We start from the raw sequence: 24662 nt of genomic DNA, 5'->3' as shown, positions 1-24662 counted from the left end.
GCGCAGGCGGGTGTCGGCGTAACCCCCCCTCAGCGGGGGTCGAGATCCCGCCGAGGGGTGGCCTGGAATACTGGCCGGGTGATCGAGACCCCCTCCGCCGACGCCCCGAAGCTGACGGGCCGCGGGGCGGCCCGCCGCTCCGCCCTCTTCGAGGAGCTCGTCGCCCTGCTCGTCGGCGAGGGCTTCGCCCGCCTGACGCTCGACGACCTGGCCGCCCGCCTGCGCTGTTCGAAGCGCACCCTGTACGGCCTCGCCGGCAGCAAGGAACAGCTCGTCCGGGCGGCGGTCGTGCACTTCTTCCGGCGCGCCACGGCCCGGGTCGAGGCGGTCCTCGCCGCCGCGACCGACCCCGCCGAGCGGCTGGCCGCCTATCTGCGCGCCGTCTCGGCCGAGCTGGCGCCGGTCTCGCCGCAGTTCTTCGACGACGTCGCCGCCTTCGAGCCCGCGGCCGAGGTGTACGAGCGCAACACGCGCGCGGCGGCCGGCCGGGTCCAACAGCTCATCGAGGAGGGCGTGCGCGCGGGTGTCTTCCGCGAGGTGCACGTGACCTTCGCGGCGGACGTCATCGCCTCGGTGATGGTCCGCATCCAGCGGCGCCAGGTGGCCGCGGCGACCGGCCTGGCCGACGCCGAGGCGTACGAACAGCTGGCCGAACTGCTCCTCAGCGGACTCCGGAAGGCCTGAGCGGGCGCGACCGCGCACGCGAAACGCGGATGGCCGGATCCCGTCCGCGTTCGATCACTCTGCGCAGGTGATCCACTACCGTGAGCGGCGCCACTGACCACTCCGTCCCCAGGGAGACCTCCGCGTGGAGCCCAGCCGTACCGCCTTCAGGATCCGTGCCGTGCTCGCCGCCATGGGCGTGACCGCCGCCCTCGCCGCGGCCCCCGCGGCGCAGGCCGCACCCGCCGAGCCGCCCGCCCGGCAGCAGGCCGCGGCCGCACACGCCGCTCCCCCGGAGCCCTGCACCGGGGAGTTCCAGGGCGACAAGCGACTCGGCCCGAAGTTCCTGCCGAAGAAGTGGCAGGAGCCGGTCGGCCCGCTGCTCAACCGCTACCACCGGACCGGGAAGCTCTCCTCCGCCGACTTCCTCAAGAAGTACTGGGAGGGCCCGGCCGACACCGGAAGCTGGAAGTACCCGCCGAACGACGGCTTCGGCGAGGTCAATGGCACCGTCGACAAGGCGCCCGAGCTGCTGGTGGAGGGCGAGCGCCTCGACCGGTTCGGTTCGGAGTTCGGCTCCTACCTGGCCCCGGCAGGTGACGCCTACGCCAAGCGGGCGCTGCCTCCGCAGAACCTCAACACCCGCGACGCCGCTTTCCCCTGCGACTACCACCTGTACGAGGTGACGCGGTCGTTCGTGGTCTGGGAGGGCTCCATCGCGCCCTGGTTCGAGCAGCCCGGCGGTGGCCGCCAGATCAAGCTGGACCCTGCGTTCCTGAACCCGGGCGAGGGCCAGCGTCTCAGCGTCAAGTGGCTGCTCGACAACGGCTACCTGGTGCGCGTCCCCGCGTGACCGACCGCCACGCGCTGGAACGGGCACTCCGGGAGGCCGGGGTGCCCGAGGCGTACTACTGGATCGAGGGCGTCCACGAACCGGCGCCCACCCCGCCCGACTTCGTCTATCTGCGGACGAGGCCGGGCGGGGCCGGTGACGGTTCGACCGGTGACGGTGGGACCGGCGGCGGGGCCGGTGACGGCGGGGCCGGCGGGACCGGCAGGGTCGGCGGCGGCACGACGGTGTGGGAGACCGGGGTGTACGAGCGCGGGGCCCACGAGGCCGTCGCCACGCACGACACCGAGGCAGGAGCCTGCGCCCACCTCCGCGCGCTGCTGGGCGTGTGACTCCGCCCGCCTTGATTCAGGCGGTCCGGCCCTAGGCAACGGACCCTATGCGGCCGTCCGGCTCGCGGGGGCCGTCGTGGTGGATCGGGGTGTGCGCGCCGGTGAGCGAGGCGCCGGTGCCGCCGCGCCGGTTGGCGACGATCTCGGCGCCGATGGACAGGGCGGTCTCCTCGGGCGTACGGGCGCCGAGGTCGAGGCCTATCGGGGAGCGCAGCCTGGCGAGTTCGAGCTCGGTGACGCCGACCTCGCGCAGGCGCTTGTTGCGGTCCTCGTGGGTGCGGCGGGAGCCCATCGCGCCGATGTACGCGACGGGAAGCTTCAGGGCGGCCTTGATCAGGGGCACGTCGAACTTGGCGTCGTGGGTGAGGACGCACAGCACGGTGCGGCCGTCGACCTCCGTCGACTCCAGGTAGCGGTGGGGCCACTCGACGACGATCTCGTCGGCCTCGGGGAAGCGGGCCGGCGTCGCGAAGACGGGCCGCGCGTCGCAGACGGTGACGTGGTAGCCGAGGAACTTGCCGACCCGGACCAGGGCGGCGGCGAAGTCGATGGCACCGAAGACGATCATGCGGGGGGCGGGGACGGAGGACTCGACCAGGAGGGTCAGCGGCTGTCCGCAGCGGCTGCCGTCCTCGCCGATCTCCACGGTGCCGGTGCGGCCCGCGTCGAGCATCGCGCGGGCCTCGCCCGCCGCGGTGCGGTCCAGCTCGGGGTGGCCCCCGAGCTTCCCCTCGTACGAGCCGTCGGGGCGGACGAGGAGGGCGGTGCCGCGTAGCTCGGCCGGTCCCTCCACGATCCGGGCGAGGGCCGCCGCCTCCCCCGTGGAGGCGGCGGCGAGCGCGGCGGGGAAGACCCCGCCGCGGACCGGGGTGACGAGGATGTCGATGATGCCGCCGCAGGTCAGGCCGACCGCGAAGGCGTCCTCGTCGCTGTAGCCGAAGCGTTCGACGACGGTCTGCCCGTCTTCGAGGGCCTGCCGGCACAGCTCGTAGACCGCGCCCTCCACGCACCCGCCGGAGACCGAGCCGATCGCCGTGCCCTCGCTGTCGACGGCGAGAGCGGCTCCTGGCTGCCGGGGCGCGCTGCCGCCGACCGCCACGACGGTGGCGACGGCGAACGTGCGTCCCTGCTCGACCCACCGGTGCAGCTCTTCGGCGATGTCCAGCATTTCGGTCTCCTTGGGTGTGTGCGGAGGGCGACGGTACGACGTCAGCTGACGCCCAGCCAGCTCTCGATCGGGTGAAGAGCGAAGAACACGATGAAGATGCCGGTCAGGCACCACATGAACGCGCCGACCTCGCGGGCCTTGCCCTGCGCCACCTTGATGACGGCGTAGGCGATGACACCGGCCGCGACACCCGGGGTGATGCTGTACGTGAACGGCATCAGCACGACGGTCAGGAAGACCGGGATGGCGACGGAGCTGTCGCCCCAGTTCACGTGCTTGGCGTTCATCATCATCATCGCGCCGATGACGACCAGGGCGGCGGAGCCGACCTCACGGGGGACGATCTGGGTGATCGGCGTGAAGAAGAGGCAGGCCGCGAAGAACAGGCCGGTGATGACGGAGGAGAAGCCGGTACGGGCGCCTTCGCCGACGCCGGTGGCGGACTCCACGAACACGGTCTGGCCGGAGGCGCCGGAGACGCCGCCGATCGCGCCGCCCGCGCCGTCGATGAACAGCGCCTTGGACAGGCCGGGCATCCGGCCCTTGTCGTCGGCCAGGTTGGCTTCGGTGCCGACACCGATGATGGTGGCCATGGCGTCGAAGAAGCCGGCAAGGACCAGGGTGAAGACGATCACGCCGACCGTGATGTAGCCGACGTCGCCCCAGCCGCCGAAGTCGACGTCGCCGAAGAGCGAGAAGTCCGGGGTCGAGACCGCGCTGCCCTTGAGCTCGGGCGAGCCGTTGGCCCAGGCGCCCGGGCCCTTGGCCGGGATGTCGGCGATCGCGTTGACGATCAGCGAGATGATCGTGCCGGCGACGATGCCGATGAGGATCGCGCCCGGGATCTTGCGGGCCTGGAGCGCGAAGATCGCGAGCAGGGTGACGGCGAAGATCAGGACGGGCCAGCCGACGAGTTCACCGCCGGAGCCCATGGTGACGGGCGGGCCGAACTGCGGGCCGGCGCCGACGAAGCCTGCCTTGTTGAAGCCGATCAGCGCGATGAAGAGGCCGATGCCGATGGTGATGCCGTGCTTGAGCGCGAGCGGGATCGCGTTCATGATCATCTCGCGGAGACCGGTGACCACCAGGAGGCAGATGACCAGACCGTAGACGACACACATGGCCATGGCCTGCGGCCAGGTCATCTGGGGCACGACCTGGGTGGCGAGCACACCGGAGACACTGAGACCGGCCGCGAGGACGAGCGGGACCTTGCCGATGAAGCCCATCAGCAGGGTGGTCACCGCCGCCGCGAGGGCGGTCGCCGTGATGACGGCGGAGGAGCCGAGAACGTTCTTCTCGACGTCCGGTCCACCGAGGAGGATCGGGTTGAGCAGGAGAATGTACGCCATCGCCATGAAGGTGGTGACGCCGCCTCGGATCTCCGTCGCGACGGTGGATCCTCTCTCCGAGATGTGAAAGTACCGGTCGAGCCAAGAACGGCCGGCGGGGACGTTGGAGCCGGAGCCCGCGTCCTCCGATGCGGTCTTGGGCTCCACGGACGACTGGGTCATGGGGCCTACTCCCAAGGTTCAAAGGGGCACCCGCATCAGACGTCGAAGGGATTCTGATCTGGTTGAAGCTGCGGGATTTGGGATGCTGCGTGGGCTGCACGACCCGGGGGACGGCCCGAGACGAACGGAATGAATCGGCACTGCGGGTACTACGGGGGTACTGCGGTGGTGCGGGTACTGCGGTGGTGCGGGTACTGCGGGTACCGCTGGGGGGAAGTACTCCGGGCGGTGCGGGCTGGGAAGTGTGACGTTCCTGGGAGGCACGCACCGCCCGGAGAGTCCTAGAGGGTGCCGGTGAGCGCCTCGGGGCGGACCGGCGTCTTGTTGAGCTCCAGGCCCGTCGCGGCCCGGATCGCCGCGAGGACGGCCGGGGTGGACGACAGGGTCGGGGCCTCACCGATGCCGCGCACTCCGTACGGGGCGTTCGGGTCCGCCAGCTCGAGGTAGTCGACCGGGATGGTCGGCGTGTCGAGGATGGTGGGGATCAGGTAGTCCGTGAAGGAGGGGTTCCGTACCTTCGCGGTCTTCGGGTCGACGATGATCTCCTCCATCACCGCGACGCCCAGGCCCTGGGTGGTGCCACCCTGGATCTGGCCGATGACGGAGAGCGGGTTGAGCGCCTTGCCGACGTCCTGGGCACAGGCCAGTTCGATGACCTTGACCAGGCCGAGCTCGGTGTCGACCTCCACCACCGCGCGGTGCGCGGCGAAGGCGTACTGGACGTGGCCGTCGCCCTGGCCGGTGACGAGGTCGAAGGCCTGGGTGGGGCGGTGGCGCCACTCCTCCTCGACCTCCACGGCCTGGCCCTCCAGGACGTCCGCGATGGTGGCGAGGACGTCGCCGCCGTCGGTGACGACCTTGCCGCCCTCCAGGAGGAGTTCGGCGTTGGCCCACGCCGGGTGGTACGAGCCGAACTTGCGCCGGCCGATCTCCAGGACCTTCTCGCGGACGATCCCGCAGGAGTTCTTGATGGCGCCGCCGGTCATGTACGTCTGGCGGCCCGCGGAGGTCGAACCGGCCGAGCCCACCTGCGTGTCCGCGGGGTGGATGGTGACCTGCTGGACACCGAGCTCGGTACGGGCGATCTGCGCGTGGATGGTGACACCGCCCTGGCCGACCTCCGCCATGGCGGTGTGGACCGTGGCGACGGCCTCGCCGTTGATGACCTCCATGCGGATCTTGGCGGTCGAGTAGTCGTCGAAGCCCTCGGAGAAGCCGACGTTCTTGATGCCGACGGCGTAGCCGACGCCCCGGACGACACCCTCGCCGTGCGTGGTGTTGGAGAGGCCACCCGGAAGGGCGCGGACGTCCGCGTCCTCGCCGGCCGCGAGCCACTGCTGCTCCGGCGGCATCGGGCGGGCCTTGACGATGCGGAGCAGCTCGGCGACCGGCGCCGGCGAGTCCACGACCTGGCCGGTCGGCATGATCGTGCCCTGCTCCATGGCGTTGAGCCGGCGCAGTTCCACCGGGTCCATGCCCAGCTTCGCCGCGAGCTTGTCCATCTGGGCCTCGTACGCGAAGCAGGCCTGGACCGCGCCGAAGCCGCGCATGGCGCCGCAGGGCGGGTTGTTGCTGTAGAGGCCGATCGCCTCGATCTCGACGTCCTCGACGACGTACGGACCGACGGAGAGGGAAGCGGCGTTGCCGACGACCGAGGCCGTGGACGACGCGTAGGCGCCGCCGTCGAGCACGATCTTGCACTTGATGTGCGTGAGCTTGCCGTCCCTGGTGGCGCCGTGCTCGTAGTAGAGCTTCGCCGGGTGCCGGTGGACGTGCCCGAAGAAGGACTCGTACCGGTTGTAGACCATCTTGACCGGCTTGCCGGTGCGGAGGGCGAGGATGGACGCGAGGATCTGCATGGAGATGTCCTCGCGGCCGCCGAACGCGCCGCCGACGCCCGCCATCGTCATGCGGACCTTGTCCTCGGGGAGGCCGAGGCAGGGCGCGATCTGCTTGAGGTCCGAGTGCAGCCACTGGGTGGCGACGTACAGGTCGACGCCGCCGTCCTCGGCCGGCACGGCGAGGCCGGACTCGGGGCCGAGGAAGGCCTGGTCCTGCATGCCGAAGGTGTACTCGCCCGTGACGATGACGTCGGCCTTCTTGGCGGCCTCGGTCGCGTTGCCGCGGATGATCGGCTGGCGGTGCACGATGTTCGGGTGCGGGACGTGACCGGAGTGGTGGTCGTCGCGGTTCTCGTGGACCAGGATCGCGTCCGGAGCGATGGCCGAGGCCTCGTCCGTGATGAGCGGGAGCTCCCGGTACTCGATCTTGATCTTCGCGGCGGCGCGGCGGGCGGTCTCCGGGTGGTCGGCGGCCACGAGGGCGACCGGCTCACCGTGGTGACGGACCTTGCCGTAGGCGAGAACCGGGGTGTCCTGGAACTCCATGCCGTAGTTCTTCGCGGCCGGCAGGTCCTCGTGCGTCAGGACGGCGTAGACGCCGTCCATCACGAGGGCCTCGGAGGTGTCGATGGAGACGATCTCGGCGTGCGCGACGGTGGACCGCAGGATCTGGCCCCACAGCATGTCCTCGTGCCACATGTCCGAGGAGTACGCGAACTCGCCGGTGACCTTGAGGGTGCCGTCGGGGCGGAGCGTGGACTCGCCGATGCCGCCCTTGACGTGGTTCTGCGTGACGTCGGTGGGCGTGCCCACCGGAACGGTGCGTGTGTTCTGAGCCATCGTCAGACCGCCTCTTCCTGACGCTCCTGGCGAGCGGCCGCGAGGCGGACCGCGTCGAGGATCTTCTCGTATCCCGTGCAGCGGCACAGGTTGCCGGAGAGCGCCTCGCGGATGTCCGCGTCCGTCGGGGACGGGTTGCGCTCCAGCATCTCGTCGGCCGCGACCAGCAGACCGGGGGTGCAGAATCCGCACTGGACGGCGCCGGCGTCGATGAACGCCTGCTGGATCGGGGAGAGTTCGACACCCTCACCGGTCTGCGAGTCCTGACCGGGCTTCGACTCCCACCGCTTGGCGGCGTCGAGCGAGGTGCCACAGGCGCCGGTGGCGCAAGCACCTTCCTCCCTACGGGCTTCCGCGCGGTCCTTGGCGAACTCGGCGAGGCCTTCGACGGTGACGACGTCGCGGCCCTCGACCTGGCCGGCGGCGACGAGGCAGGAACAGACCGGCACGCCGTCGAGGCGGACGGTGCAGGAACCGCACTCGCCCTGCTCGCAGGCGTTCTTGGAGCCGGGGAGGCCCATCCGCTCACGCAGGACGTAGAGGAGGGACTCACCCTCCCAGACGTCGTCGGCTTCCTGGGGACGGCCGTTGACCGTGAAATTGACGCGCATGGTTATGCAGCTCCCTCAAGCGTGCGGCCGGTTCCGCGGTACTGCTCCCAGGTCCAGCCGAGCTGGCGGCGGGCCATGATGCCGACGGCGTGACGGCGGTACTTGGCGGTGCCTCGGACATCGTCGATCGGGTTGGCGGCGCCCGAGCAGAGGTCGGCGAACTGCTTCGCGATCGACGGGGTGATGATCTTGCCGTTGTCCCAGAAGCCGCCCTCCTCCAGAGCCGCGTTCAGGAAGGCCTCGGCCTCCTTGGCGCGGATCGGGGTCGGCGCGGCGGAGCCGATGCCGGTACGCACCGTCCGGGTCTCCGGGTGCAGGGCCAGGCCGAAGGCGCAGACCGCGATGACCATCGCGTTGCGGGTGCCGACCTTGGAGTACTGCTGGGGGCCGTCCGCCTTCTTGACGTGGACGGTCTTGATGAGCTCGTCGGGCTGGAGCGCGTTGCGCTTCACGCCCGTGTAGAACTCGTCGATCGGGATGAACCGGCTGCCGCGGACCGACTCGACCTCGACCTCGGCACCCGCGGCGAGCAGGGCGGGGTGGGCGTCACCGGCGGGCGAGGCGGTGCCGAGGTTGCCCCCGACGCCGCCGCGGTTGCGGATCTGCGGGGAGGCGACCGTGTGCGAGGCGAGTGCCAGACCCGGAAGCTCGGTCCGCAGGTTCTCCATGATCTGGGTGTACGGAACGGACGCGCCCAGGCGGACGTTCTCCTCCCCGACCTCCCACTCGCGCAGCAGCTCGATACGGTTCAGGTCCAGGAGGTACTCGGGGCGCCGGTGGTCGAAGTTGATCTCGACCATGATGTCGGTGCCACCCGCAATGGGCACGGCCGTGGGGTGCTCGGCCTTGGCGGCGAGCGCCTCCTCCCAGCTGGCGGGGCGAAGGAAGTCCATGGTGGCTCTCTTCTAGTGCTTCTAGTGATCGGGGATCGCATGGGCCCGGGGGGACGGCCGGCCCTCGACTTCTTATTCATGTGCTGTTAACGCGGTGTGTGGCCTAGTACACAAGGCCACCTTCGCCCGGGTGCAGTCACCGAAAACATGAAGGAGTTGGCTGGTGCCTGTTGTCGTCTTGTAGATTCGAACGAAAGGCGGGGAACAGCAACCTCTCCGTTTTCCCCTGGAAACGGTGGCACCACGCCACCGTCGACAACGCGACACCCACGACCACTCAATCGAAGGAACGGCGGCGACACGATGCGGCTGCGCGCACTGCTGGAGAACGACGCGCTGGGGCTGCGCCTGCTCGGCGGCGAGGACGAGCTGGACCGCACCGTCCGCGGCGTGATGACGACGGACCTCAAGGATCCCAGCCGGTACCTGTCGGGCGGCGAGCTGGTGCTCACCGGCCTCGCCTGGCTGCGGGACGCGGCCGACGCCGAGCCCTTCGTCCGGATCCTGGCCTCGGCCGGGGTGGCTGCCCTCGCGGCGGGCGAGGCGGAGCTCGGCGACATCCCCGACGATCTCGTACAGGCGTGTTTGCGCCATCGGCTGCCGCTCTTCGCGGTGAACGAGACCGTTGCGTTCGCGACGATCACCGAGCATGTTGTTCGACAGGTCTCCGGCGAGCGGGCGGGCGACCTGGCGGCCGTCGTCGACCGGCACCGGCGGCTCATGACCTCGGGTCCGGCGGGTGGCGGCCCCGAGCTCGTCCTCGACCTGCTCGGCTCCGACCTGGACCTCCGGGCCTGGGTCCTGTCCCCCACCGGCCGCCAGATCGCGGGCGCGGGCGAGCCCCTCGACAGCGGCCTCGCGGCGACCCTGGCGGGCGAGCACCTGGCGGCGACCAGGACCGGCCGGCGCGGCCCGCACCGGCTGGGCGTCGCCGGAACGACGTACTCGCTGTTCCCGATCCGCAACACCGGCAGGGGCCCTGCCCCCGCCTCCCGTGACGTGCGCGAGACGGTCCTGTCGGACTGGCTGCTCGCCGTCGAGGCGGACGCCGGGGACTGGCCCGCCGCCCGGCTGGACCTGCTCCAGGGCGTTACCCAGCTGATCGCCGTCGAGCGGGACCGGCGCGACGCGGCCCGTACGGTACGGCGCCGGCTCGCCCAGGAGGTCCTGGAGCTGGTGCAGACGGGCGCCGCGCCCGCCGAGATCGCGGCCCGCCTGCGGGTCGCGGCCCCGGTGCTGCTGCCCGGGCTCGGCACGGCCCCGCACTGGCAGGTCGTCGTCGCCCGTGTCGACTGGGAGCAGGAGGCCGGCCAGGGCAACGCCGTGGACGGCGGCCCGGTCGCCCAGGCGCTCCTGGAGGAGATCCTCGTCGACCCCGCGACCGTCGGCGCCGAGTCCGCGGACCGGATCGCCGTCGCGCACAGCGGCGACGAGGCGATCGCGCTGGTCCCGCTGGCCGCCGCGCCGCTGCCGGACAGCGAGGACGAGGGCGCGGCGACCGCGCTCGGGCTGCACGCGGACGCGCTGCTCGCCGCCGTACGCGCCCCGCTCTCCTCCGGCCTCGCCGACGACGGGCGGCTGACGCTCGGCGTCAGCGCGGCCGTGCAGTCGGCGGAGGGCCTGCGAGGGGCCCTGGAGGAGGCCAGGCACGCCCGCCGGGTCGCCGCGGCCCGTCCGGGCCGGGTCTGCGCCGCGGGCCACCACGAGCTGGCCTCGCACGTCCTGCTGCTGCCGTTCGTGCCGGACGACGTCCGCCGCGCGTTCACGGCCCGGCTGCTCGACCCGCTGCGCGACTACGACCGGCGCCACCGTGCGGAGCTCATCCCGACCCTGGAGGCGTTCCTCGACTGCGACGGCTCCTGGACGCGCTGCGCCACTCGGCTGCACCTGCACGTGAACACGCTGCGCTACCGGGTGGGCCGGATCGAGCAGCTCACGGGCCGCGACCTCTCCCGTCTGGAGGACAAGCTCGACTTCTTCCTCGCCCTCCGGATGAGCTGATCGACGGCTGATCCACGGGCACCCGCGTCCTGCGGATTCACTCTTTCGGAGGAGTCCGCAGGAGTGACATCCGGGCTGGTGGCGGCCCGTCGGCGGGGGTGACGGACGGGCCGCGCCAGGGCCTGATCCCGGGCCCGACAGCGATCTGACGGGCTGTCGGGCGCCGTCCGGACGACGGCGTCCGCCCGCGCCGCACTCTTGTGAATTCTTTCACCTGACCCCTTGGCCAGGTGCTGCCCTTCGTGCTGAGATGCGGGTCTACTCAACAGCTCAATGGCGCGCTCGGGGAGGGCAATGTGGCGGATACCGCCATGTCTGGTTCCGAATCAAGGGGTGGCGAAGACCCGTCCCTCGCCTACGGCAAGGAGACTCCCATGGAGACCGCCATATGGCGGCTCCGCTCCCGAGGTTGCTGGACGGACGCGGCAGCACTGCTCGCCCCGTACGCGACCGAACCGGCCGCCGCGCTCGAACGGGCGGCCCTGCTGATCGAGCGGTGTCTCTACACCGAACAGGGCTGGGCCGACGCCGAGGAGGCCCTCCGGGCGGCCGAGGCGATCGCCCGTACCGACGAGGAGCGCGGGGCCGCCGCCTGTGAACGCGGCTATCTCGCCTACGCGTCCACGCTCCTCGGGGTACGCGACCGGGCCGACGAGGCGCGGATGGCCCTGGGCCGGGCGGCGGCCCTGATCGGGCCCTCGGCCGGGGGCAGGCCCCTGCTGGACTTCCGGCGCGGGCTCATCGCCCAGAACCTCGGCGACTCCCCGCAGGCGGCCCGCGCCGCGTACCGCAGGGCGCACGCGGGAGCGACGGACCAGGGGGACTCGCTGCTGCTCTCCTCCACCTGGCGTCATCTCGCCGGACTGGCCCTGCGGGAGGGCGAGTTGGCGGAGGCCCGGCACGGCTTCGCCGAATCTCTGCGGATCCGCGAGGAGTTGGGCTATCTGGTCGGCACGGCCCCGGCCCTCACCGCCCTCGCCGACACGGAGACGGAACCGGAGGCGGGCCGGCTGCGCGCGGAGGCAAGGCGCCTCTTCCGCCTCCTCGGCGGCGTACCGACCTGGCTCTCGGCTCAGCTGACACCCCGGACGGCGACCTGAAATCGCCGACGGGAACTCCAAAGTGACGTTCCCCCGGTTGTCGTGCGATGCGCCTCCACACCGGTCTCTCGGCCGGTGTGGAGGATGCGGAAGCGATCGGGTTCCGCCGGGTCCCGGTCGGCGACCCGGATCGGGGACCACGCCCAGGGCCACACGCCGATGCCCGGCGGGCGGGGCGCGTGGCCACCCCTCCGTTCCGTCGCGCCGAGGTCACCGTTCGGGCGAGGGCGGGAAGCGCCTCTCCTTCGCCACGGGTACGAGGCACACCAGGCTTTCGTCGGTGCCGACGAGCAGCGCGCCCGCGCCGGTGACCGCGACCGCGCGGACCGGGGGGCCCGGGCGGAAGGAGAGCGTCGCGCCGCCCTCGGGACGGTGGAGTTCGACGAGGCCGTCGGCCCAGGCCGCGGCGACCAGGGGGCCGTGCGAGGTCTCCGCCGCGTGCAGGGAGACCACCGGGGAGCGGCGCTCCGCGAGGGGTTCGGGGCGCGGGTCGCGGCCCGGGGTCCAGAGCCGTACCGTCCCGTCGGCTCCGCCGGAACACACGAACGGCGTCTCGGACTCCACGGCGGCGACCGCCGTGACCCGGCCGCTGTGCGAGGCGGCCTGGTGCAGGCCGGTGAGGCCGAAGGCGTGCACGGAGCCGAGCCGGTCCCCCACCACGACCGAGCCCGCGATCGCCGCGAGGGCCGTGCCGGGGTGGCGGGCCAGGGTCTTCGAGACGGCCTCGGTGAGGCGCTCCAGATACGGGGCCCTGGGCACCGTCCCCCGGACGGAGTGCAGCCGGCCCTGGTCGTCCAGGAGCAGCACCGTGCCGTCCGGGGCGGGCGCGAGAGCCGTGACCCGGCCGGGGACGGTGTGCGGGAGCCGCCCGGCGGAGCTCGCGTCGGCCTCGTGGAGCAGGCGTACGGTGCCGGTGCGGTCGCCGACGAGCAGGGTGCCCTCCAACGGGCCGCCCGCCGCGCCGAGTACGGTGACGGGCCCCGGCCAGGGCGGTGTCAGGTCGCCGCGGTTGCGGGCCCAGCGGAGCCGCCAGGGCGCCCCTTCGGCGAGCTCGGCCAGCGCGGGCCGCAGCCGGGGGTCGGCACCGTCGCCGAGCGCGGCGAGGAGCACCAGCGCCCGTTCCGCGGGCGCTTGCGCGCGGCAGAGCGACTGCCCGGCCCGCAGCCAGGCGGTCCTGAGCCCCCCGTGGTCGTCAACGCCCGCCTCTCCGGGGCCTTCACCGGTTCCGGTGACGTACGCGGTGGTGACGAGGAGCGGGTCGGCGGCGCAGACGGCGAGCGGGTCGGAGAGGTCCGGCAGCGGGCGCGGGGGCGCCGCGGGGGCGCCGTCGGCGGGGGCCGGCTCGCCGTCCGCGTCCAGGTCCACGACCGTCGCCCGGCGCGCGGCGCGCAGGGTCCCGGGCGCCGGGCTGCCGGTCCGGGCCTCGACGACGAGCCGGACCCTGCCCACCCCGGCGAGTTCGCCGATGAGTTCCGTGAGCGCGGCGGGCTCGGCGGCGGCGTGGAGGTCCGTGAGGAGGAGGACGGCCCGGCCCGAGGGCCGCGCCTCGCTGGTGGCGAGGGCGCGGACGAGTTCGTCCGGCGACCTGGCCACCACGCCGAGCAGGTCGGCGATCGTCCAGGTCGCGCCGAGCGCGCTCTGCCCGGCGAGCGGGACGAGCACCCGGGGCGTGCGGCGGCGGCCGCCCGCGCGCGGGCCGTGCGCGGCGAGCCAGTCGAGGAGGGCCGTCTTGCCGCTGCCGGGGGCGCCGGTGACGAGGCAGAGCCGGGGCGCCTCCGGGTCGGTGAGCCAGCCGAGCAGGGCCGCGGCCTCGGCTTCCGTACCGGTGACGGCTCGGCCTCCCTCCCGTGCCGGGGGCGGGGTCGCGGACGGCATGGGACACCTCACGGACGACGCGGTGCGGGCGGTCTGACGTCAACGACCTTAATGCTCCGGACACCCTCCGGGGGGTGTGTCGTGGATCAGTACTCGGATCCGGCGAAGTGCTCCCGTACGAGCGACTGGACGACCACCAGGTCCTGGGCGATCAGGGCGTCGAGCAGGGCCGTGTGCTCGGCGGCGTCGGCGACGAGCTCGCCGTGGCGGAGGGCGGGGGCGCTGATCAGCGGCCACTGGGAGCGCCGGTGGAGGTCGTCGGCGACGGCGAGCAGCTGCTCGTTCCCGGCGAGGGAGAGGACCGCCCGGTGGAAGGCGCGGTCGGTCTCCGCGTAGTGGGCGCGGTCGCCCCGCGCGGCGGCGGCCCCGGTCGCCTCGGCGAGCGGGCGGAGGTCTGCCCAGCGGGCGGCCGGGACCGTGCGGGCGAGCCGCAGCATGACGGGGACCTCGATGAGCGCGCGGACCTCGGCGAGCTCGGCGAGCTCGCGCGGGGTGCGCTCGGTGACGCGGAAGCCGCGGTTCGGGACGACCTCGACGGCCCCTTCGACGGCGAGCCGCTGCATGGCCTCGCGGACGGGGGTGGCCGAGACGCCGAACCGCTCGGCGAGGGCGGGGCCGGAGTACACCTCGCCGGGGACGAGCTCGCCGCCGACGAGGGCGGTGCGGAGCGCTTCGAGGATCTGGTCGCGGACGGAGTGCCGCTGGACGACGCGCGGGGCGGGGGCGGGGACCGCCGCGGGACGACGCGCCGCCGGTTCGCCGTGCGTGTGCTCGCCACGGGCCTGTTCCGGTACGCGTACGGCGTCGCCGAAGGGCGGGTACGGCCTCTCCGTCGCCCGCTCGCGCGCTGCGCCCTGCTCCACCCGGGTCCTCCTGCGGCCTCGTGCGGGGCCCGGCTCGCGTTACCCGGGTCCCCTGTGCACCATAGGCGAACGGACCGACATTTGGGGCACGGGGGGTCGACCCGCGGGACCCGGGGGTGGGCGCGGTCCGTGCGGTGGTGAGAGCCGATCGCGATTCGGGTAAGGTAAGGCTTACCTGCTAACGATCGCGATTCGGTGGTCCGCATGACCGTCCCCGCTCTGTTGCCCGCACCCCTGACCTCGCCCGTCGCGGCCTCGTACGCCCGGCTCGCCGAGGTCTTCTCCGGCCTGCGGATAGAGGAATCGGCCCCGGACGAACGGCTGCCGCGCGGCGTCGGCTGGGTCGGCGCCGACGAGCTCGCGGCCGGCGGCTCCGCCCTCGACGCCTTCCTCGCCTGGGACAACGCGCAGGTGCTGCGCGACTACGGCACCCAGGCCCGCCCCGACGTCGTCGCGAGCTTCGGACTGCACCGCTACGCCTGGCCCGCCTGTCTCCTCGTCACCGTCCCCTGGTTCCTGCACCGGAGGGTGCCGCGGCTGCCCGCCGCGAACGTGTCGTTCCAGCGTGCGCTCGGCCGCATGTCCGTCCGCGTCGAGGAGTTCGCCTGCCTCCCCGGCGACCCCGCCGCGGCCCTGCCCGGCGCACGCGTCGTCGCCGACGAGGAGGCGCTGCGGACCGAGGTGCGCGCCTCGCTCGCCGAGCACTTCGAGGCGATCCTGGGCGGTTTCGGCCCCCGGATGAAGCGCGGCCGCCGGGCCCTGTGGGGAATGGCCACGGACGAGATCGTCGAGGGCCTCTGGTACGTCGGCGCCCTGCTCGGCGAGGAGGAGCGGGCGATGGCCGAGCTCGAACTCCTCCTGCCGGGCACCACCGCCACCCGCAAGCAGCACAGGCCGTACGCCGGGTCGGCCGGCTTCCGCGAGCTCGCCGGCACCGAGGGACCGGACGGCGCCCCGCGCGCCACCCGCGACCGGGCGACCTGCTGCTTCTTCTACACGCTGCGCCCCGAGGACACCTGCCTCACCTGCCCGCGCACCTGCGACACCGAGCGCGCCCGCCGCCTGGCCGCGACCGCCTGAGGCTCCCGAGTGATTACGCCACCCGAACGGGTGGCGTCAATCGAACTCGACTCCCTCCCCTTGCACGGGTGTTCGACCAGATCGCACCTATTCGTATGCCCTGGGACCCCGATGGCGTGCTCTTGCCCCGAAACCGCTTGAGCGCCTCGCGGGGTCGGCCAGTATGGGCCGCCAAACGCCCTACTGCGATGCAAGGGACACCGCATGAGACTGACCGACATATCGCTGGACTGGCTGCTTCCGGGCGGCGTGATGGTGGCCGGGGTCCTGACGGCGGTGGCGGTGCTCGCGCGCGGGAAGCGCGCCGGTGACCAGGCCGCGGCCGAGGACTCCTGGGAACGCAACGAGGAGCGCCGCAGACGCAAGGAGGCGGTGTACGGAACGGCTTCCTACGTCCTGCTCTTCTGCTGCGCCGCGGTCGCGGCGGCCCTCTCCTTCCACGGACTCGTCGGCTTCGGCCGGCAGAACCTCAACCTCACCGGAGGCTGGGAGTACCTCGTCCCCTTCGGCCTCGACGGCGCCGCCATGTTCTGCTCGGTCCTCGCGGTCCGCGAGGCCAGCCACGGCGACGCGGCGCTCGGCTCGCGGCTCCTGGTCTGGCTGTTCGCCGGCGCGGCCGCCTGGTTCAACTGGGTGCACGCCCCGCGCGGCCTGGGCCACGACGGGGCACCGCAGTTCTTCGCGGGCATGTCCCTCTCGGCGGCGGTCCTCTTCGACCGGGCGCTGAAACAGACCCGCCGGGCCGCGCTCCGCGAGCAGGGCCTGGTGCCCCGCCCGCTGCCGCAGATCCGGATCGTACGGTGGCTCCGGGCGCCCCGGGAGACCTTCGCGGCCTGGTCGCTGATGCTCCTGGAGAACGTACGGACGCTGGACGAGGCGGTCGACGAGGTGCGCGAGGACCGGCGGGAGAAGGAGCAGAACCGGCTCCGCCGGCGCGACCAGGTCAAGCTCGACCGGGCGCGGCTCAAGGCCATCAACCGCCAGCACCGCGCCTTCGGGCTCGGCCGCGGCGGCGGCACCGACCGACAGGTCGAGATGGCGGCACTGGGCGCCGCGGGGAACGCCGGTACGGGCTCTGGCCCGGGTGCCGGATCGGGTACGGGCTCCGGCTCCGCGACGCCAGCCGTGCAGGCCGCCGTCGCGGAGCCCGCCATAGCGGATCCCGGACAGCTGCCGCTTCGACCCCGGCCCTCCCTGCAAGCCGTGAGGGGCGCCGAGTCCCGCACGGTGGACCTCACCGCTGAGGACGACACCCAGACGCTGCCCCGGCTCGACTCCCTGGAGCGCAAGCTCAAGGACCTGGAGCAGCAGTTCGGCTGAATAAGGGACGTACGAAATCCGGCGGGGCCGCCTCTCAGGCGGCCCCGCCGTTCAGTTCGAACCAGACCACCTTCCCCGCCCCGATCTCCTCGACCCCCCAGGAGTCGGCCAGTGCCTGGACGAGGATGAGCCCTCTGCCGTGCGTACCGTCGTCGGCGGGCGGTACGTGCGGCGGTGCGAGCCCGGGGACGAAGTCGCGGACCTCGACCCTCAGTTGCTCGGGGACGACCGTCGCGGTCACGACGGCCCCGTGCTCGGTGTGGACCAGGGCATTGGTCACCAGTTCGCTGGTGAGCAGTTCGGCCACGTCGGACGCGCCCGGTCCGCCCCATTTCCGCAGCAGTTCCCGCAAGGCATGCCGCACCTCCGGCACCGCGGTGAGATCCGCGCCTCCCACTTTCCTGAGCAGTTGAGTCGGCTGTCGCGCCTCCCCGGCCATATCCCCCACCCACACGTCGTCGAACAGGCTCACGGGGATGCATGCCCCGCGGGGGCGCCCGCATTCCCTCAGAGCCGGGGGACTCAGGGCCGGGGGACGTTGCGCAGGTTGGATCGGGCCATCTGGAGCATGCGGCCCACTCCGCCGTCGAGGACGATCTTGCTGGCGGAGAGCGCGAAGCCGGTGACCATGTCGCTGCTGATCCTGGGCGGGATCGAGAGGGCGTTGGGGTCGGTGACGACGTCCACGAGGGCCGGGCCCTTGTGCTTGAAGGCGTCCTTGAGGGCGCTCGCGAGCTGCTTGGGCTTCTCGACGCGGACGCCGTAGGCCCCGGCGGCGCGCGCGATGGCCGCGAAGTCGGGGTTCTTGTTCGTCGTCCCGTACGAGGGGAGTCCCGCCACCAGCATCTCCAACTCGACCATGGAGAGCGAGGAGTTGTTGAAGACGACGACCTTCACCGGCAGGTCGTACTGCACGAGGGTGAGGAAGTCGCCCATGAGCATGGAGAATCCGCCGTCGCCGGAGAGCGACACGACCTGTCGGTTGCGGTCGGTGAACTGCGCGCCGATGGCCTGCGGCAGCGCGTTCGCCATCGAGCCGTGGCTGAACGAGCCGATGATCCTGCGCCGTCCGTTCGGCGAGAGGTAGCGGGCCGCCCAGACGTTGCACATGCCGGTGTCGACGGTGAACACGGCGTCGCCGTCGGCCAGTTCGTCGATGACGGAGGCGACGTACTCGGGGTGGATCGGGACGTGCTTCTCGACCTTGCGGGTGTAGGCCTTCACGACGCCTTCGAGTGCGTCGGCGTGCTTCTTGAGCATCTTGTCGAGGAAGCGGCGGTCGGTCTTGGCCCGGACGCGCGGGACGACACAGCGCAGGGTCTCGCGGACGTCTCCCCAGACGGCGAGGTCGAGCCGGGAGCGTCGGCCGAGGTGCTCGGGCCGGACGTCCACCTGGACGATCTTCACGTCGTCGGGCAGGAAGGCGTTGTACGGGAAGTCCGTGCCGAGCAGGATCAGCAGGTCGCAGTCGTGGGTGGCCTCGTAGGCGGCGCCGTAGCCGAGCAGACCGCTCATGCCGACATCGAACGGATTGTCGTACTGAATCCATTCCTTGCCGCGCAGGGCATGGCCGACGGGTGACTTGATCCGCTCGGCGAACTGCATGACCTCGGCGTGCGCGCCGGCCGTGCCGCTGCCGCAGAAGAGCGTCACCCGGTCGGCCGCGTCGATCATCCGGACGAGCGCGTCGATCTCCTCGTCACCCGGACGGACGGTGGGGCGGGAGGTGACGAGCGCGGTCTCCACCGCCTTGTCGGGGGCGGGCAGGGAGGCGATGTCGCCGGGCAGCGAGACCACGCTGACGCCGCTGCGGCCGACGGCGTGCTGGATCGCCGTCTGGAGCAGCCGGGGCATCTGCTTCGGGTTGGAGATGAGCTCGCTGTAGTGGCTGCACTCGCGGAAGAGCTGGTCGGGGTGGGTCTCCTGGAAGTAGCCGAGGCCGATCTCGCTGGACGGGATGTGCGAGGCGAGGGCCAGGACCGGGGCCATGGAACGGTGGGCGTCGTACAGGCCGTTGATGAGGTGCAGATTGCCGGGGCCGCAGGAGCCGGCGCAGGCGGCGAGGCTGCCGGTGATCTGGGCCTCGGCACCGGCGGCGAAGGCGGCCACCTCCTCGTGCCGCACCTGGATCCAGTCGAGCGCGGGGGTGCGGCGGATGGCGTCGACGACCGGGTTCAGGCTGTCCCCGACGACGCCGTACAGACGCTTCACGCCCGCGCGCACGAGGATGTCGACGAACTGTTCTGCGACGTTCTGTTTGGCCATGGCTCCATCAACACATGACCCGGCGCGTTACGCCTCCCAGACGGCCACCCCCGTACGGTCGTCGGCGTAACCCGTCACCCTCAGCTGGGTGTCGGCGAGGAAGGCGGCGAGACCGGGCGGTTCCTGGTCGGCCCAGCGGGCGGCGAGCTCGCGGGCGAGGGCGGGTTCGCCGCGCATCGGCTCGGCGAGTCCGGGCGAGGCGAGGAGCAGGGTGTCCCCGGGGCGGGCGACGGAGGCCCGGAAGCGGAACGGTTCGGCGGGCGGCGGCACGGGCTCCTCGATGAGCGGGCCCGGCGCGGTCGTGACGCCGAGGTTCATGGTGAGCCGGTCGCCCTCCTCGGCCTCGGCCCCGGCCTCGATGCCGGTCTCGGCCTCGGCCTCGGGGCGGCCGTCGGGTGCGGGCGGTGAGCCGAAGCCGACGACGGGGGCACCGGTGACGGCGGCCGGTTCGGGCAGGAGCGGTTCGATGTCCTGCCAGGAGCCGTCGCGGAGCCGGAACAGGCCGCCGCCGCCGATCCCGAAGAAGACCCGCGTACGGCAGTCGGGGTCGGCGGGGACGAGGAGGCAGCGGAGGGTCGCGGTGTACTCGTCGGAGGCGAGGCCCCGGTCTGCGGCGCGGGCGCGCAGCTTGCCGTACGTACGGTCGGTGAGCCGGTGCAGTCCGGACTTGAGGTCGCCGCGGCGGCCGGTCCTGATGTCCTCCGAGAGGCGGGCGTGGCTGCGGCCGACGGCTTCCGCGATCCACTGGCAGGCGTCGGCGGCGGCGAGGTGGGCGTCCTCGGCGGCGCGGGAGCCGGCGGCGACGGCGACGAGGACGAGCGCGGCCTCGTCGTGGCCGAAGCGGGCGGTGAGCAGGGCGTCTCTGCGGGGTTCGCCGCGGTAGCGGGCGGAGTCGCCGCGTACGGACGCGGCCCGCAGGGTGCAGGTGCCGTAGCGGGCGCCGTCGAGGACGGTGTCGGCGACCAGTTCGGCGAGCTCGCCGGGGCGGGCGACGGGCAGGGCGGTGGGTTCGGACTCGTACGTCGGCGGTCTGCTGCCGACGAACCCGGCGGCCCGGGGGCGGGGCACGGGCGCCTGGACGGTGAGGTCGGCGTCCGCGTCGACGCCGGGATCTCCGTCGGCCGGAGGCACCGGCACCTGGACGGTGGGTGTCTCGACCGGCGGGGCGACCGGCGGGGTGACCGGGGGCGGCGGCGGGGGTGCCGGGAAGGAGCGCGGTCCCGCTTCGGGCGCTTCCCAGGGCGCCCGGTCGGACAGGACGGGCGGCGGCGCTGGCCGGGGATCCGGAGCGGGCATCGCGGCCTGCTCGGGTTCGGGCTGGTTCAGGTCCTGCTTGAGGTCCGGGGCCGGGTCCGGGTCCGGCTTCAGGTCCGGGGCCGGGCCCGGCGGGCCCGTGGACGCGCGGGGCGCGGTCGCGAAGTGGTCGTCGAGTGTGTCACCCGAGACCGCCGGGGCCGTGTCCGGCGCCGACTCGTCGTAGAGCTTGTCCCACCAGTTGTCCCCCTGCTGAGTCATGCCCCTATTGTCCACCGCGCACGGCGCCCGAAAACGGACATCAGGAAAACCGTTGCTTCGAATGAGTGATCCGCCGGGCGGCCCCACCCCCCACGGGAAGGACGCCCGGCGGATCGTCGTGATCAGCGCACGTCGTAAGCGCGGACCACGGTCTGGGTGACGGAGTTGCCGTTGGCGTCCGTCAGTTCGGTCTTCAGGGTGACGGGCTTGCCGGTCGCGCCCGTGTGGTTCACGGTCGCGGTCCAGTCGCCGCCCTGCTGAGAGACCCGCGCTTCGGTCCAGGTCGTGCCTCCGTCATAGGAGTACGAGAGCTTGGCCGAGGTGAGCGCTGCGGGGGTGTAGCCCGCGTGACCCGTCGCGGTGAGGCCGATCTGCTGGCCGTCGGTCGCGGCGAGGGTCTTGAGTCCGTCCTCCGGAAGGTCGTACCGGGGGAAGAGAATCGGGATGCCCTGAGAATAGACGCTCTCGTCAAGCTTGGAGGTGAATTTCCATACCGAGTTGACGGAGGTGGAGCGGGCCCACACCTTGCTGCCGATCTTCATGGTGTTCTGTTCGAGCGTGTACGTCCCGGCTTCGGCCGGCACCTCGAAGGCACCGGACGGCCAGCCGTTCTGCCCGAGGAGCTCACCGTCGCGGCTGAGGCTCAGGTTGCCGATGTCACCGAAGGAACCGGCCTCGGCGTGGTGGGTGCTGTCGCCCCACATGGCGGCGGAGAAGCCGATGTAGTTGCCCTGGCGCTCGGCGGCGAGGACCGGCTTGCCGGTGGCGTCGCGAGGGGCGGTGGGGGCGATGACGCCGTCGTACCAGTTCTCGGTGCGCTTCTCGCCGGACTTGTAGGTGTGGGCGGTGCCGATCATCAGCTCGCCGAACGGGAAGCTGCTGCCGACCATCTCGGCCCAGGCGGTGTCGCCGCCCGTGTAGTACTCGGTGCGGCTGCCGGGCGCCGGGACGCTCTCCAGGGAGCCGAAGGAGACGCGGGTGCCGTTCGGGCGGTACGCGTCCGTGAAGTACATGAAGTCGGCGGCGATTCCGGCCGAGCCGTAGCGGGCGTCCTTGCGGCCGAGGCGGGAGTCCTGGACGCGGTAGGTCTTCTCGTCGCGGACGGAGCCGGACTCGGGGAAGGCCAGGTTGTAGGAGTACGGGCTCCTCGCGGTGGCCTTCCAGTCGAGCGTGACCTCACCGGCCGCCAGCTTGCCGCGGAGGGCCGACGCCTCGCCGGACGGGACGGAGAGGACGGGCAGGCCGAGGCCGGTGAACGAGCCTCCGGGGTACCAGCGTTCGGGCGTCGAGTGGTAGACGATCACGGCGACGGCGCCGGCGGCCTTGGCGTCACGGGCGAGGGTGCCCGCGGCGGTGGAGGCGTCGGGCAGTCGGACGAGGGCGATGCGGCCCTGGACTCCGGCGGCCTTCAGTTCGTCCGGGGTGCCGGCGCCCGCGTCGACGAGCCGGGCGGAGCCGGTGCCGTCGAGGTTGTCGGAGCCGAGGGTGCCGGTGAGCGGGTGCAGGGTCAGGCCGTCGCCCGTACGGAGCGAGGTGATCTGCGGGGCGGCGGCGCGCCAGTAGCTGCCGAACTCGAAGTCGCCGTCGTCGGCGGCGCCTTCGACCGAGGCGTAGTAGCCGCGGATGGTGCGGGGCCCGGCGGCGGTGCCGGCGTGCAGCCAGAAGTCGTCCCAGGTGCGGGAGAACGCGAGGGTGGCGCCCCGGAGTTCGGAGGCCTGGTCGGTCTTGACCGACAGCTTGTGGGCCTTGCGGGCGTCGAGGACGACGGTGGTGTCCTTCTTCAGCTCCAGCTGCGGGCGGCCGAGGTAGCTGAGCGAGTCGTTCAGCGTGGCGCCCTCTCCGGCGTCGGGGGTGGTGACGAAGGAGGAGAGGAAGTAGCTGCCGGGGCGCAGGCGGTAGATCTGGTCCGCGGCGCCGTCGTTGAAGCGGCGCTCACCGCTGGCGTCGTCGGTGCCGATGACGTCGAGGGAGGAGGCGCCGTTCGCCGGCTTGCCCTGACGGTCGATCAGCTTGACGCGGAGGGTGACCGTTTCGGGCTCGACGTAGAGCGAGAAGGGGGTGGAGACGTGGACGCCGCCGTTGCCGGTGGCGAGGACGCGGCCGGTGACGTCGCCGTACTGGGCGCGCTCCAGGCGGGCGGTGGGGTCGAGCTCCAGCGGGACCTGGACGGTGGCGCCGGCCGGGACGGTGACGGTGCGCTTGCCGAGGCGGGCGACCGAACTCCGTACGCGTGAACCGTCGTTGCCGGTGACCTTCTCGACGGCCAGGTTCAGGGTGACCGGGGCGTCGGAGGCGTTGGTGTAGGGGACGGATGCCGTGGTGCGGTCGCCGGCGTCCTGCGGCCAGTTGAACGTGCCGCCCTGGACGGTGGAGGCGCCGAGGACGGTCTGGTCGATGGCGGCCTTGACGTCGAGGCGGCCGCCGCCGACCTCGCGGACGTCGCCGGGGAGGTCGCTCTCGGCGGAGGAGACGAGGGCGGCCTTGATCTGCTGGGCGGTCCAGTCGGGGTGGCGCTGCTTGACGATGGCGGCGGCGCCCGCGACGTGCGGGGTGGCCATCGACGTACCGGACATGGACTGGTAGGCGTACACGCCCCGGCCGCCTGCCGCGGCGGCCGAGATCTCGACGCCGGGGGCGGCTATCTCGGGCTTGAGGGTGTGGTTGACGAGCGTCGGGCCGCGGCTGGAGAAGTACGCGGTGGAGTCGTCGCGGTCGGTGGCGCCTACGGTGAGGACGCTGGGCGCGCAGCCGGGCGAGGAGACCGTGTTGAGGGTCGGCCCCGCGTTTCCGGCGGCGATGACGAACAACGCGCCCTTGTTCTGGGAGAGTTCCTCGGCGGCGACGCTCATCGGGTCGGTGCAGTCGGTGGGGACGGAGCTGCCGAGGCTCATGGAGACGACGTCGGCGCCCTGCGCGACGGCCCACTCCATACCGGCGATGATCCACGACGCGGCGCCGGAGCCGGAGTCGTTGAGGACCTTGCCGTTGAGGAGCTCCGCGCCGGGGGCGACGCCCTTCTTCTTGCCGTCACTCGCGGCGCCGGAGCCGCCGACGGTGGAGATGGTGTGGGTGCCGTGGCCCTGGCGGTCGCCGGCGGTCGCGGAGTCGGTGAAGTTCTCCGAGGCGGTGACGCGGCCCTTGAGGTCGGGGTGCTCGGTGTCGGCACCGGTGTCGAGGACGGCGACCTTGGTGCCGGTGCCGTCGTAGCCGGCGGTCCAGGCCTCGGGGGCGTGGACCTGCTTCGTCGACTGCTCCAGGGTGGCCTGAACCTTTCGGTCGAGCCAGAGCTTCTCGATGCCGGCGGCGGAGCGGGCCTTCGGGGTGTTCACGTCGGCCCAGAAGGTCGCTGCCCGCTTCTTGTCGGCCTTGAGCGCGACGCCGTCGACGGTCTTGAGGACCTGGCCGCGCTGTGCGCCGCGCGGGGTGGCGGGGACCGAGCGGGCGAGGTCGGAGCCGTAGACCGCGATGAGGGGCAGCGTCGTGGTGGCGGCGTCGTCGTAGCCCTGGCGGACGAGCCCGGTGACGTTGAAGAGCTCCTCGTCGACGCGGCCGGCGGCGAGCGCGTCGGTGGCGTCCTCGGGGTAGACGTACAGGTCGTGGCCCGAGCGGCGGGTCTGGACGAGGGGGACGGTGCCGTCCTCGCGGGGCAGCGCCGTGGCCGCCGGGTTTCCTTCGGCGTCGTGGGTGACCAGGACGCGGTCGCCGGTGACCAGGGTCACCGTGGCCGTCCGGTCGCCGGCGCGGGCCGAGGCCTCGCTGCCGACCAGCGGTCGCTTGCCGGCCGTGTCGTCCTGCGGCTCATTCGCCATGGACGGCGCGACCGCGGTGACGGCCAGGACGACGGCGGTCGCCGCCCCCAGGGCCGTACGCGAAATCGGGCGCATCGCTCTCCCCATCTGATTCCGGAAAAAAGGCATAAAGCACCCGTCTC

The 24662-nt window shown here is 72.5% G+C and carries 18 protein-coding genes; 7 read left to right on the top strand and 11 right to left on the bottom strand.

Annotated features, from left to right (window positions below):
• Nucleotides 1-78: 78 nt before the first annotated feature.
• The 3 genes from ACFWWU_RS26360 (at nt 79) to ACFWWU_RS26350 (ending at nt 1845) form a co-directional block, all read left to right on the top strand.
• A complete protein-coding gene (locus ACFWWU_RS26360; RefSeq protein ID WP_384148372.1) occupies nt 79-684 on the top strand; it encodes a TetR/AcrR family transcriptional regulator in 606 nt (201 codons plus the stop codon).
• A 172-nt stretch (nt 685-856) separates the two neighbouring features.
• Entirely contained in the window at nt 857-1516 is a 660-nt protein-coding gene (locus ACFWWU_RS26355) for a TNT domain-containing protein (RefSeq protein ID WP_384148404.1), read from the top strand.
• The gene (locus ACFWWU_RS26350) at nt 1513-1845 is read left to right on the top strand and encodes a hypothetical protein (protein ID WP_384148370.1); all 333 of its coding nucleotides are present in this window, start codon (nt 1513-1515) and stop codon (nt 1843-1845) included. Before ACFWWU_RS26355 ends, ACFWWU_RS26350 begins: the two co-directional genes overlap by 4 nt.
• 31 nt (nt 1846-1876) lie before the next feature.
• On the opposite strand, the gene ACFWWU_RS26345 is transcribed toward ACFWWU_RS26350, so the two are convergent.
• From ACFWWU_RS26345 to ACFWWU_RS26325, 5 genes are all read right to left on the bottom strand, one after another.
• Complete coding sequence (locus tag ACFWWU_RS26345; RefSeq protein WP_384148368.1) at nt 1877-3013, bottom strand: XdhC family protein; 1137 nt, start codon at nt 3011-3013, stop codon at nt 1877-1879.
• Nucleotides 3014-3054: 41 nt separating this feature from the next.
• Nucleotides 3055-4527: an NCS2 family permease gene (locus tag ACFWWU_RS26340; protein WP_384148366.1), complete on the bottom strand. Its 1473-nt coding sequence runs from the start codon at nt 4525-4527 to the stop codon at nt 3055-3057.
• A gap of 281 nt (nt 4528-4808) precedes the next feature.
• Nucleotides 4809-7208 carry a xanthine dehydrogenase family protein molybdopterin-binding subunit gene (locus ACFWWU_RS26335; RefSeq protein WP_384148364.1) on the bottom strand — a complete coding sequence of 800 codons (2400 nt, stop codon included), beginning with the start codon at nt 7206-7208 and terminating at the stop codon, nt 4809-4811.
• 2 nt (nt 7209-7210) lie between these two features.
• Nucleotides 7211-7819, bottom strand: coding sequence for a (2Fe-2S)-binding protein (locus tag ACFWWU_RS26330; protein WP_384148363.1), 609 nt, complete (start codon nt 7817-7819; stop codon nt 7211-7213).
• 2 nt (nt 7820-7821) lie between these two features.
• Nucleotides 7822-8712 carry a xanthine dehydrogenase family protein subunit M gene (locus ACFWWU_RS26325; RefSeq protein ID WP_150264953.1) on the bottom strand — a complete coding sequence of 297 codons (891 nt, stop codon included), beginning with the start codon at nt 8710-8712 and terminating at the stop codon, nt 7822-7824.
• A 303-nt stretch (nt 8713-9015) separates the two neighbouring features.
• On the opposite strand from ACFWWU_RS26325, the gene ACFWWU_RS26320 reads away from it, so the two are divergent.
• Nucleotides 9016-10713 (top strand): PucR family transcriptional regulator, encoded by a 1698-nt coding sequence (locus ACFWWU_RS26320; RefSeq protein ID WP_384148361.1) that lies wholly within the window; start codon nt 9016-9018, stop codon nt 10711-10713.
• Between the two features lie 311 nt (nt 10714-11024).
• Nucleotides 11025-11813, top strand: coding sequence for a hypothetical protein (locus ACFWWU_RS26315; protein ID WP_384148359.1), 789 nt, complete (start codon nt 11025-11027; stop codon nt 11811-11813).
• A gap of 210 nt (nt 11814-12023) precedes the next feature.
• Here ACFWWU_RS26315 and ACFWWU_RS26310 read toward each other — a convergent pair whose 3' ends face one another.
• Together ACFWWU_RS26310 and ACFWWU_RS26305 are read right to left on the bottom strand one after the other, a co-directional pair.
• Complete coding sequence (locus tag ACFWWU_RS26310; protein WP_384148357.1) at nt 12024-13688, bottom strand: hypothetical protein; 1665 nt, start codon at nt 13686-13688, stop codon at nt 12024-12026.
• 86 nt (nt 13689-13774) lie between these two features.
• The gene (locus ACFWWU_RS26305; RefSeq protein ID WP_384148355.1) at nt 13775-14551 is read right to left on the bottom strand and encodes a GntR family transcriptional regulator; all 777 of its coding nucleotides are present in this window, start codon (nt 14549-14551) and stop codon (nt 13775-13777) included.
• Between the two features lie 204 nt (nt 14552-14755).
• On the opposite strand from ACFWWU_RS26305, the gene ACFWWU_RS26300 reads away from it, so the two are divergent.
• Together ACFWWU_RS26300 and ACFWWU_RS26295 are read left to right on the top strand one after the other, a co-directional pair.
• A complete protein-coding gene (locus ACFWWU_RS26300) occupies nt 14756-15631 on the top strand; it encodes a (2Fe-2S)-binding protein (RefSeq protein WP_384148354.1) in 876 nt (291 codons plus the stop codon).
• Nucleotides 15632-15835: 204 nt separating this feature from the next.
• On the top strand, nt 15836-16951 hold the full coding sequence (locus tag ACFWWU_RS26295; protein ID WP_384148352.1) for a DUF2637 domain-containing protein: 1116 nt from the start codon (nt 15836-15838) through the stop codon (nt 16949-16951).
• 34 nt (nt 16952-16985) lie between these two features.
• Here the strand turns inward: ACFWWU_RS26295 and ACFWWU_RS26290 are convergent, their stop codons facing one another.
• From ACFWWU_RS26290 to ACFWWU_RS26275, 4 genes are all read right to left on the bottom strand, one after another.
• Entirely contained in the window at nt 16986-17390 is a 405-nt protein-coding gene (locus tag ACFWWU_RS26290) for an ATP-binding protein (RefSeq protein WP_384148402.1), read from the bottom strand.
• Between the two features lie 83 nt (nt 17391-17473).
• Complete coding sequence (locus ACFWWU_RS26285; RefSeq protein WP_384148350.1) at nt 17474-19216, bottom strand: pyruvate dehydrogenase; 1743 nt, start codon at nt 19214-19216, stop codon at nt 17474-17476.
• Nucleotides 19217-19243: 27 nt separating this feature from the next.
• Complete coding sequence (locus ACFWWU_RS26280) at nt 19244-20731, bottom strand: protein phosphatase 2C domain-containing protein (RefSeq protein WP_384148348.1); 1488 nt, start codon at nt 20729-20731, stop codon at nt 19244-19246.
• A 122-nt stretch (nt 20732-20853) separates the two neighbouring features.
• Entirely contained in the window at nt 20854-24615 is a 3762-nt protein-coding gene (locus ACFWWU_RS26275; protein ID WP_384148346.1) for a S8 family serine peptidase, read from the bottom strand.
• Nucleotides 24616-24662: the final 47 nt, after the last annotated feature.

The sequence above is a fragment of the Streptomyces sp. NPDC058650 genome (assembly GCF_042717315.1).
Lineage (GTDB): Bacteria > Actinomycetota > Actinomycetes > Streptomycetales > Streptomycetaceae > Streptomyces.
This window is presented reverse-complemented; position numbering and strand designations above follow the sequence as displayed.

What these genes read in the sequence shown, in the direction of transcription:
- ACFWWU_RS26335 (WP_384148364.1), bottom strand. Translation starts at nt 7,208, where the DNA reads ATGGCTCAGAACACACGCACCGTTCCGGTGGGCACGCCCACCGACGTC.
- ACFWWU_RS26340 (WP_384148366.1), bottom strand. Translation starts at nt 4,527, where the DNA reads ATGACCCAGTCGTCCGTGGAGCCCAAGACCGCATCGGAGGACGCGGGC.
- ACFWWU_RS26290 (WP_384148402.1), bottom strand. Translation starts at nt 17,390, where the DNA reads ATGGCCGGGGAGGCGCGACAGCCGACTCAACTGCTCAGGAAAGTGGGA.
- ACFWWU_RS26315 (WP_384148359.1), top strand. Translation starts at nt 11,025, where the DNA reads ATGTCTGGTTCCGAATCAAGGGGTGGCGAAGACCCGTCCCTCGCCTAC.
- ACFWWU_RS26355 (WP_384148404.1), top strand. Translation starts at nt 857, where the DNA reads ATGGGCGTGACCGCCGCCCTCGCCGCGGCCCCCGCGGCGCAGGCCGCA.
- ACFWWU_RS26320 (WP_384148361.1), top strand. Translation starts at nt 9,016, where the DNA reads ATGCGGCTGCGCGCACTGCTGGAGAACGACGCGCTGGGGCTGCGCCTG.
- ACFWWU_RS26285 (WP_384148350.1), bottom strand. Translation starts at nt 19,216, where the DNA reads ATGGCCAAACAGAACGTCGCAGAACAGTTCGTCGACATCCTCGTGCGC.
- ACFWWU_RS26325 (WP_150264953.1), bottom strand. Translation starts at nt 8,712, where the DNA reads ATGGACTTCCTTCGCCCCGCCAGCTGGGAGGAGGCGCTCGCCGCCAAG.
- ACFWWU_RS26345 (WP_384148368.1), bottom strand. Translation starts at nt 3,013, where the DNA reads ATGCTGGACATCGCCGAAGAGCTGCACCGGTGGGTCGAGCAGGGACGC.
- ACFWWU_RS26280 (WP_384148348.1), bottom strand. Translation starts at nt 20,731, where the DNA reads ATGACTCAGCAGGGGGACAACTGGTGGGACAAGCTCTACGACGAGTCG.
- ACFWWU_RS26275 (WP_384148346.1), bottom strand. Translation starts at nt 24,615, where the DNA reads ATGCGCCCGATTTCGCGTACGGCCCTGGGGGCGGCGACCGCCGTCGTC.
- ACFWWU_RS26310 (WP_384148357.1), bottom strand. Translation starts at nt 13,688, where the DNA reads ATGCCGTCCGCGACCCCGCCCCCGGCACGGGAGGGAGGCCGAGCCGTC.
- ACFWWU_RS26330 (WP_384148363.1), bottom strand. Translation starts at nt 7,819, where the DNA reads ATGCGCGTCAATTTCACGGTCAACGGCCGTCCCCAGGAAGCCGACGAC.
- ACFWWU_RS26295 (WP_384148352.1), top strand. Translation starts at nt 15,836, where the DNA reads ATGAGACTGACCGACATATCGCTGGACTGGCTGCTTCCGGGCGGCGTG.
- ACFWWU_RS26300 (WP_384148354.1), top strand. Translation starts at nt 14,756, where the DNA reads ATGACCGTCCCCGCTCTGTTGCCCGCACCCCTGACCTCGCCCGTCGCG.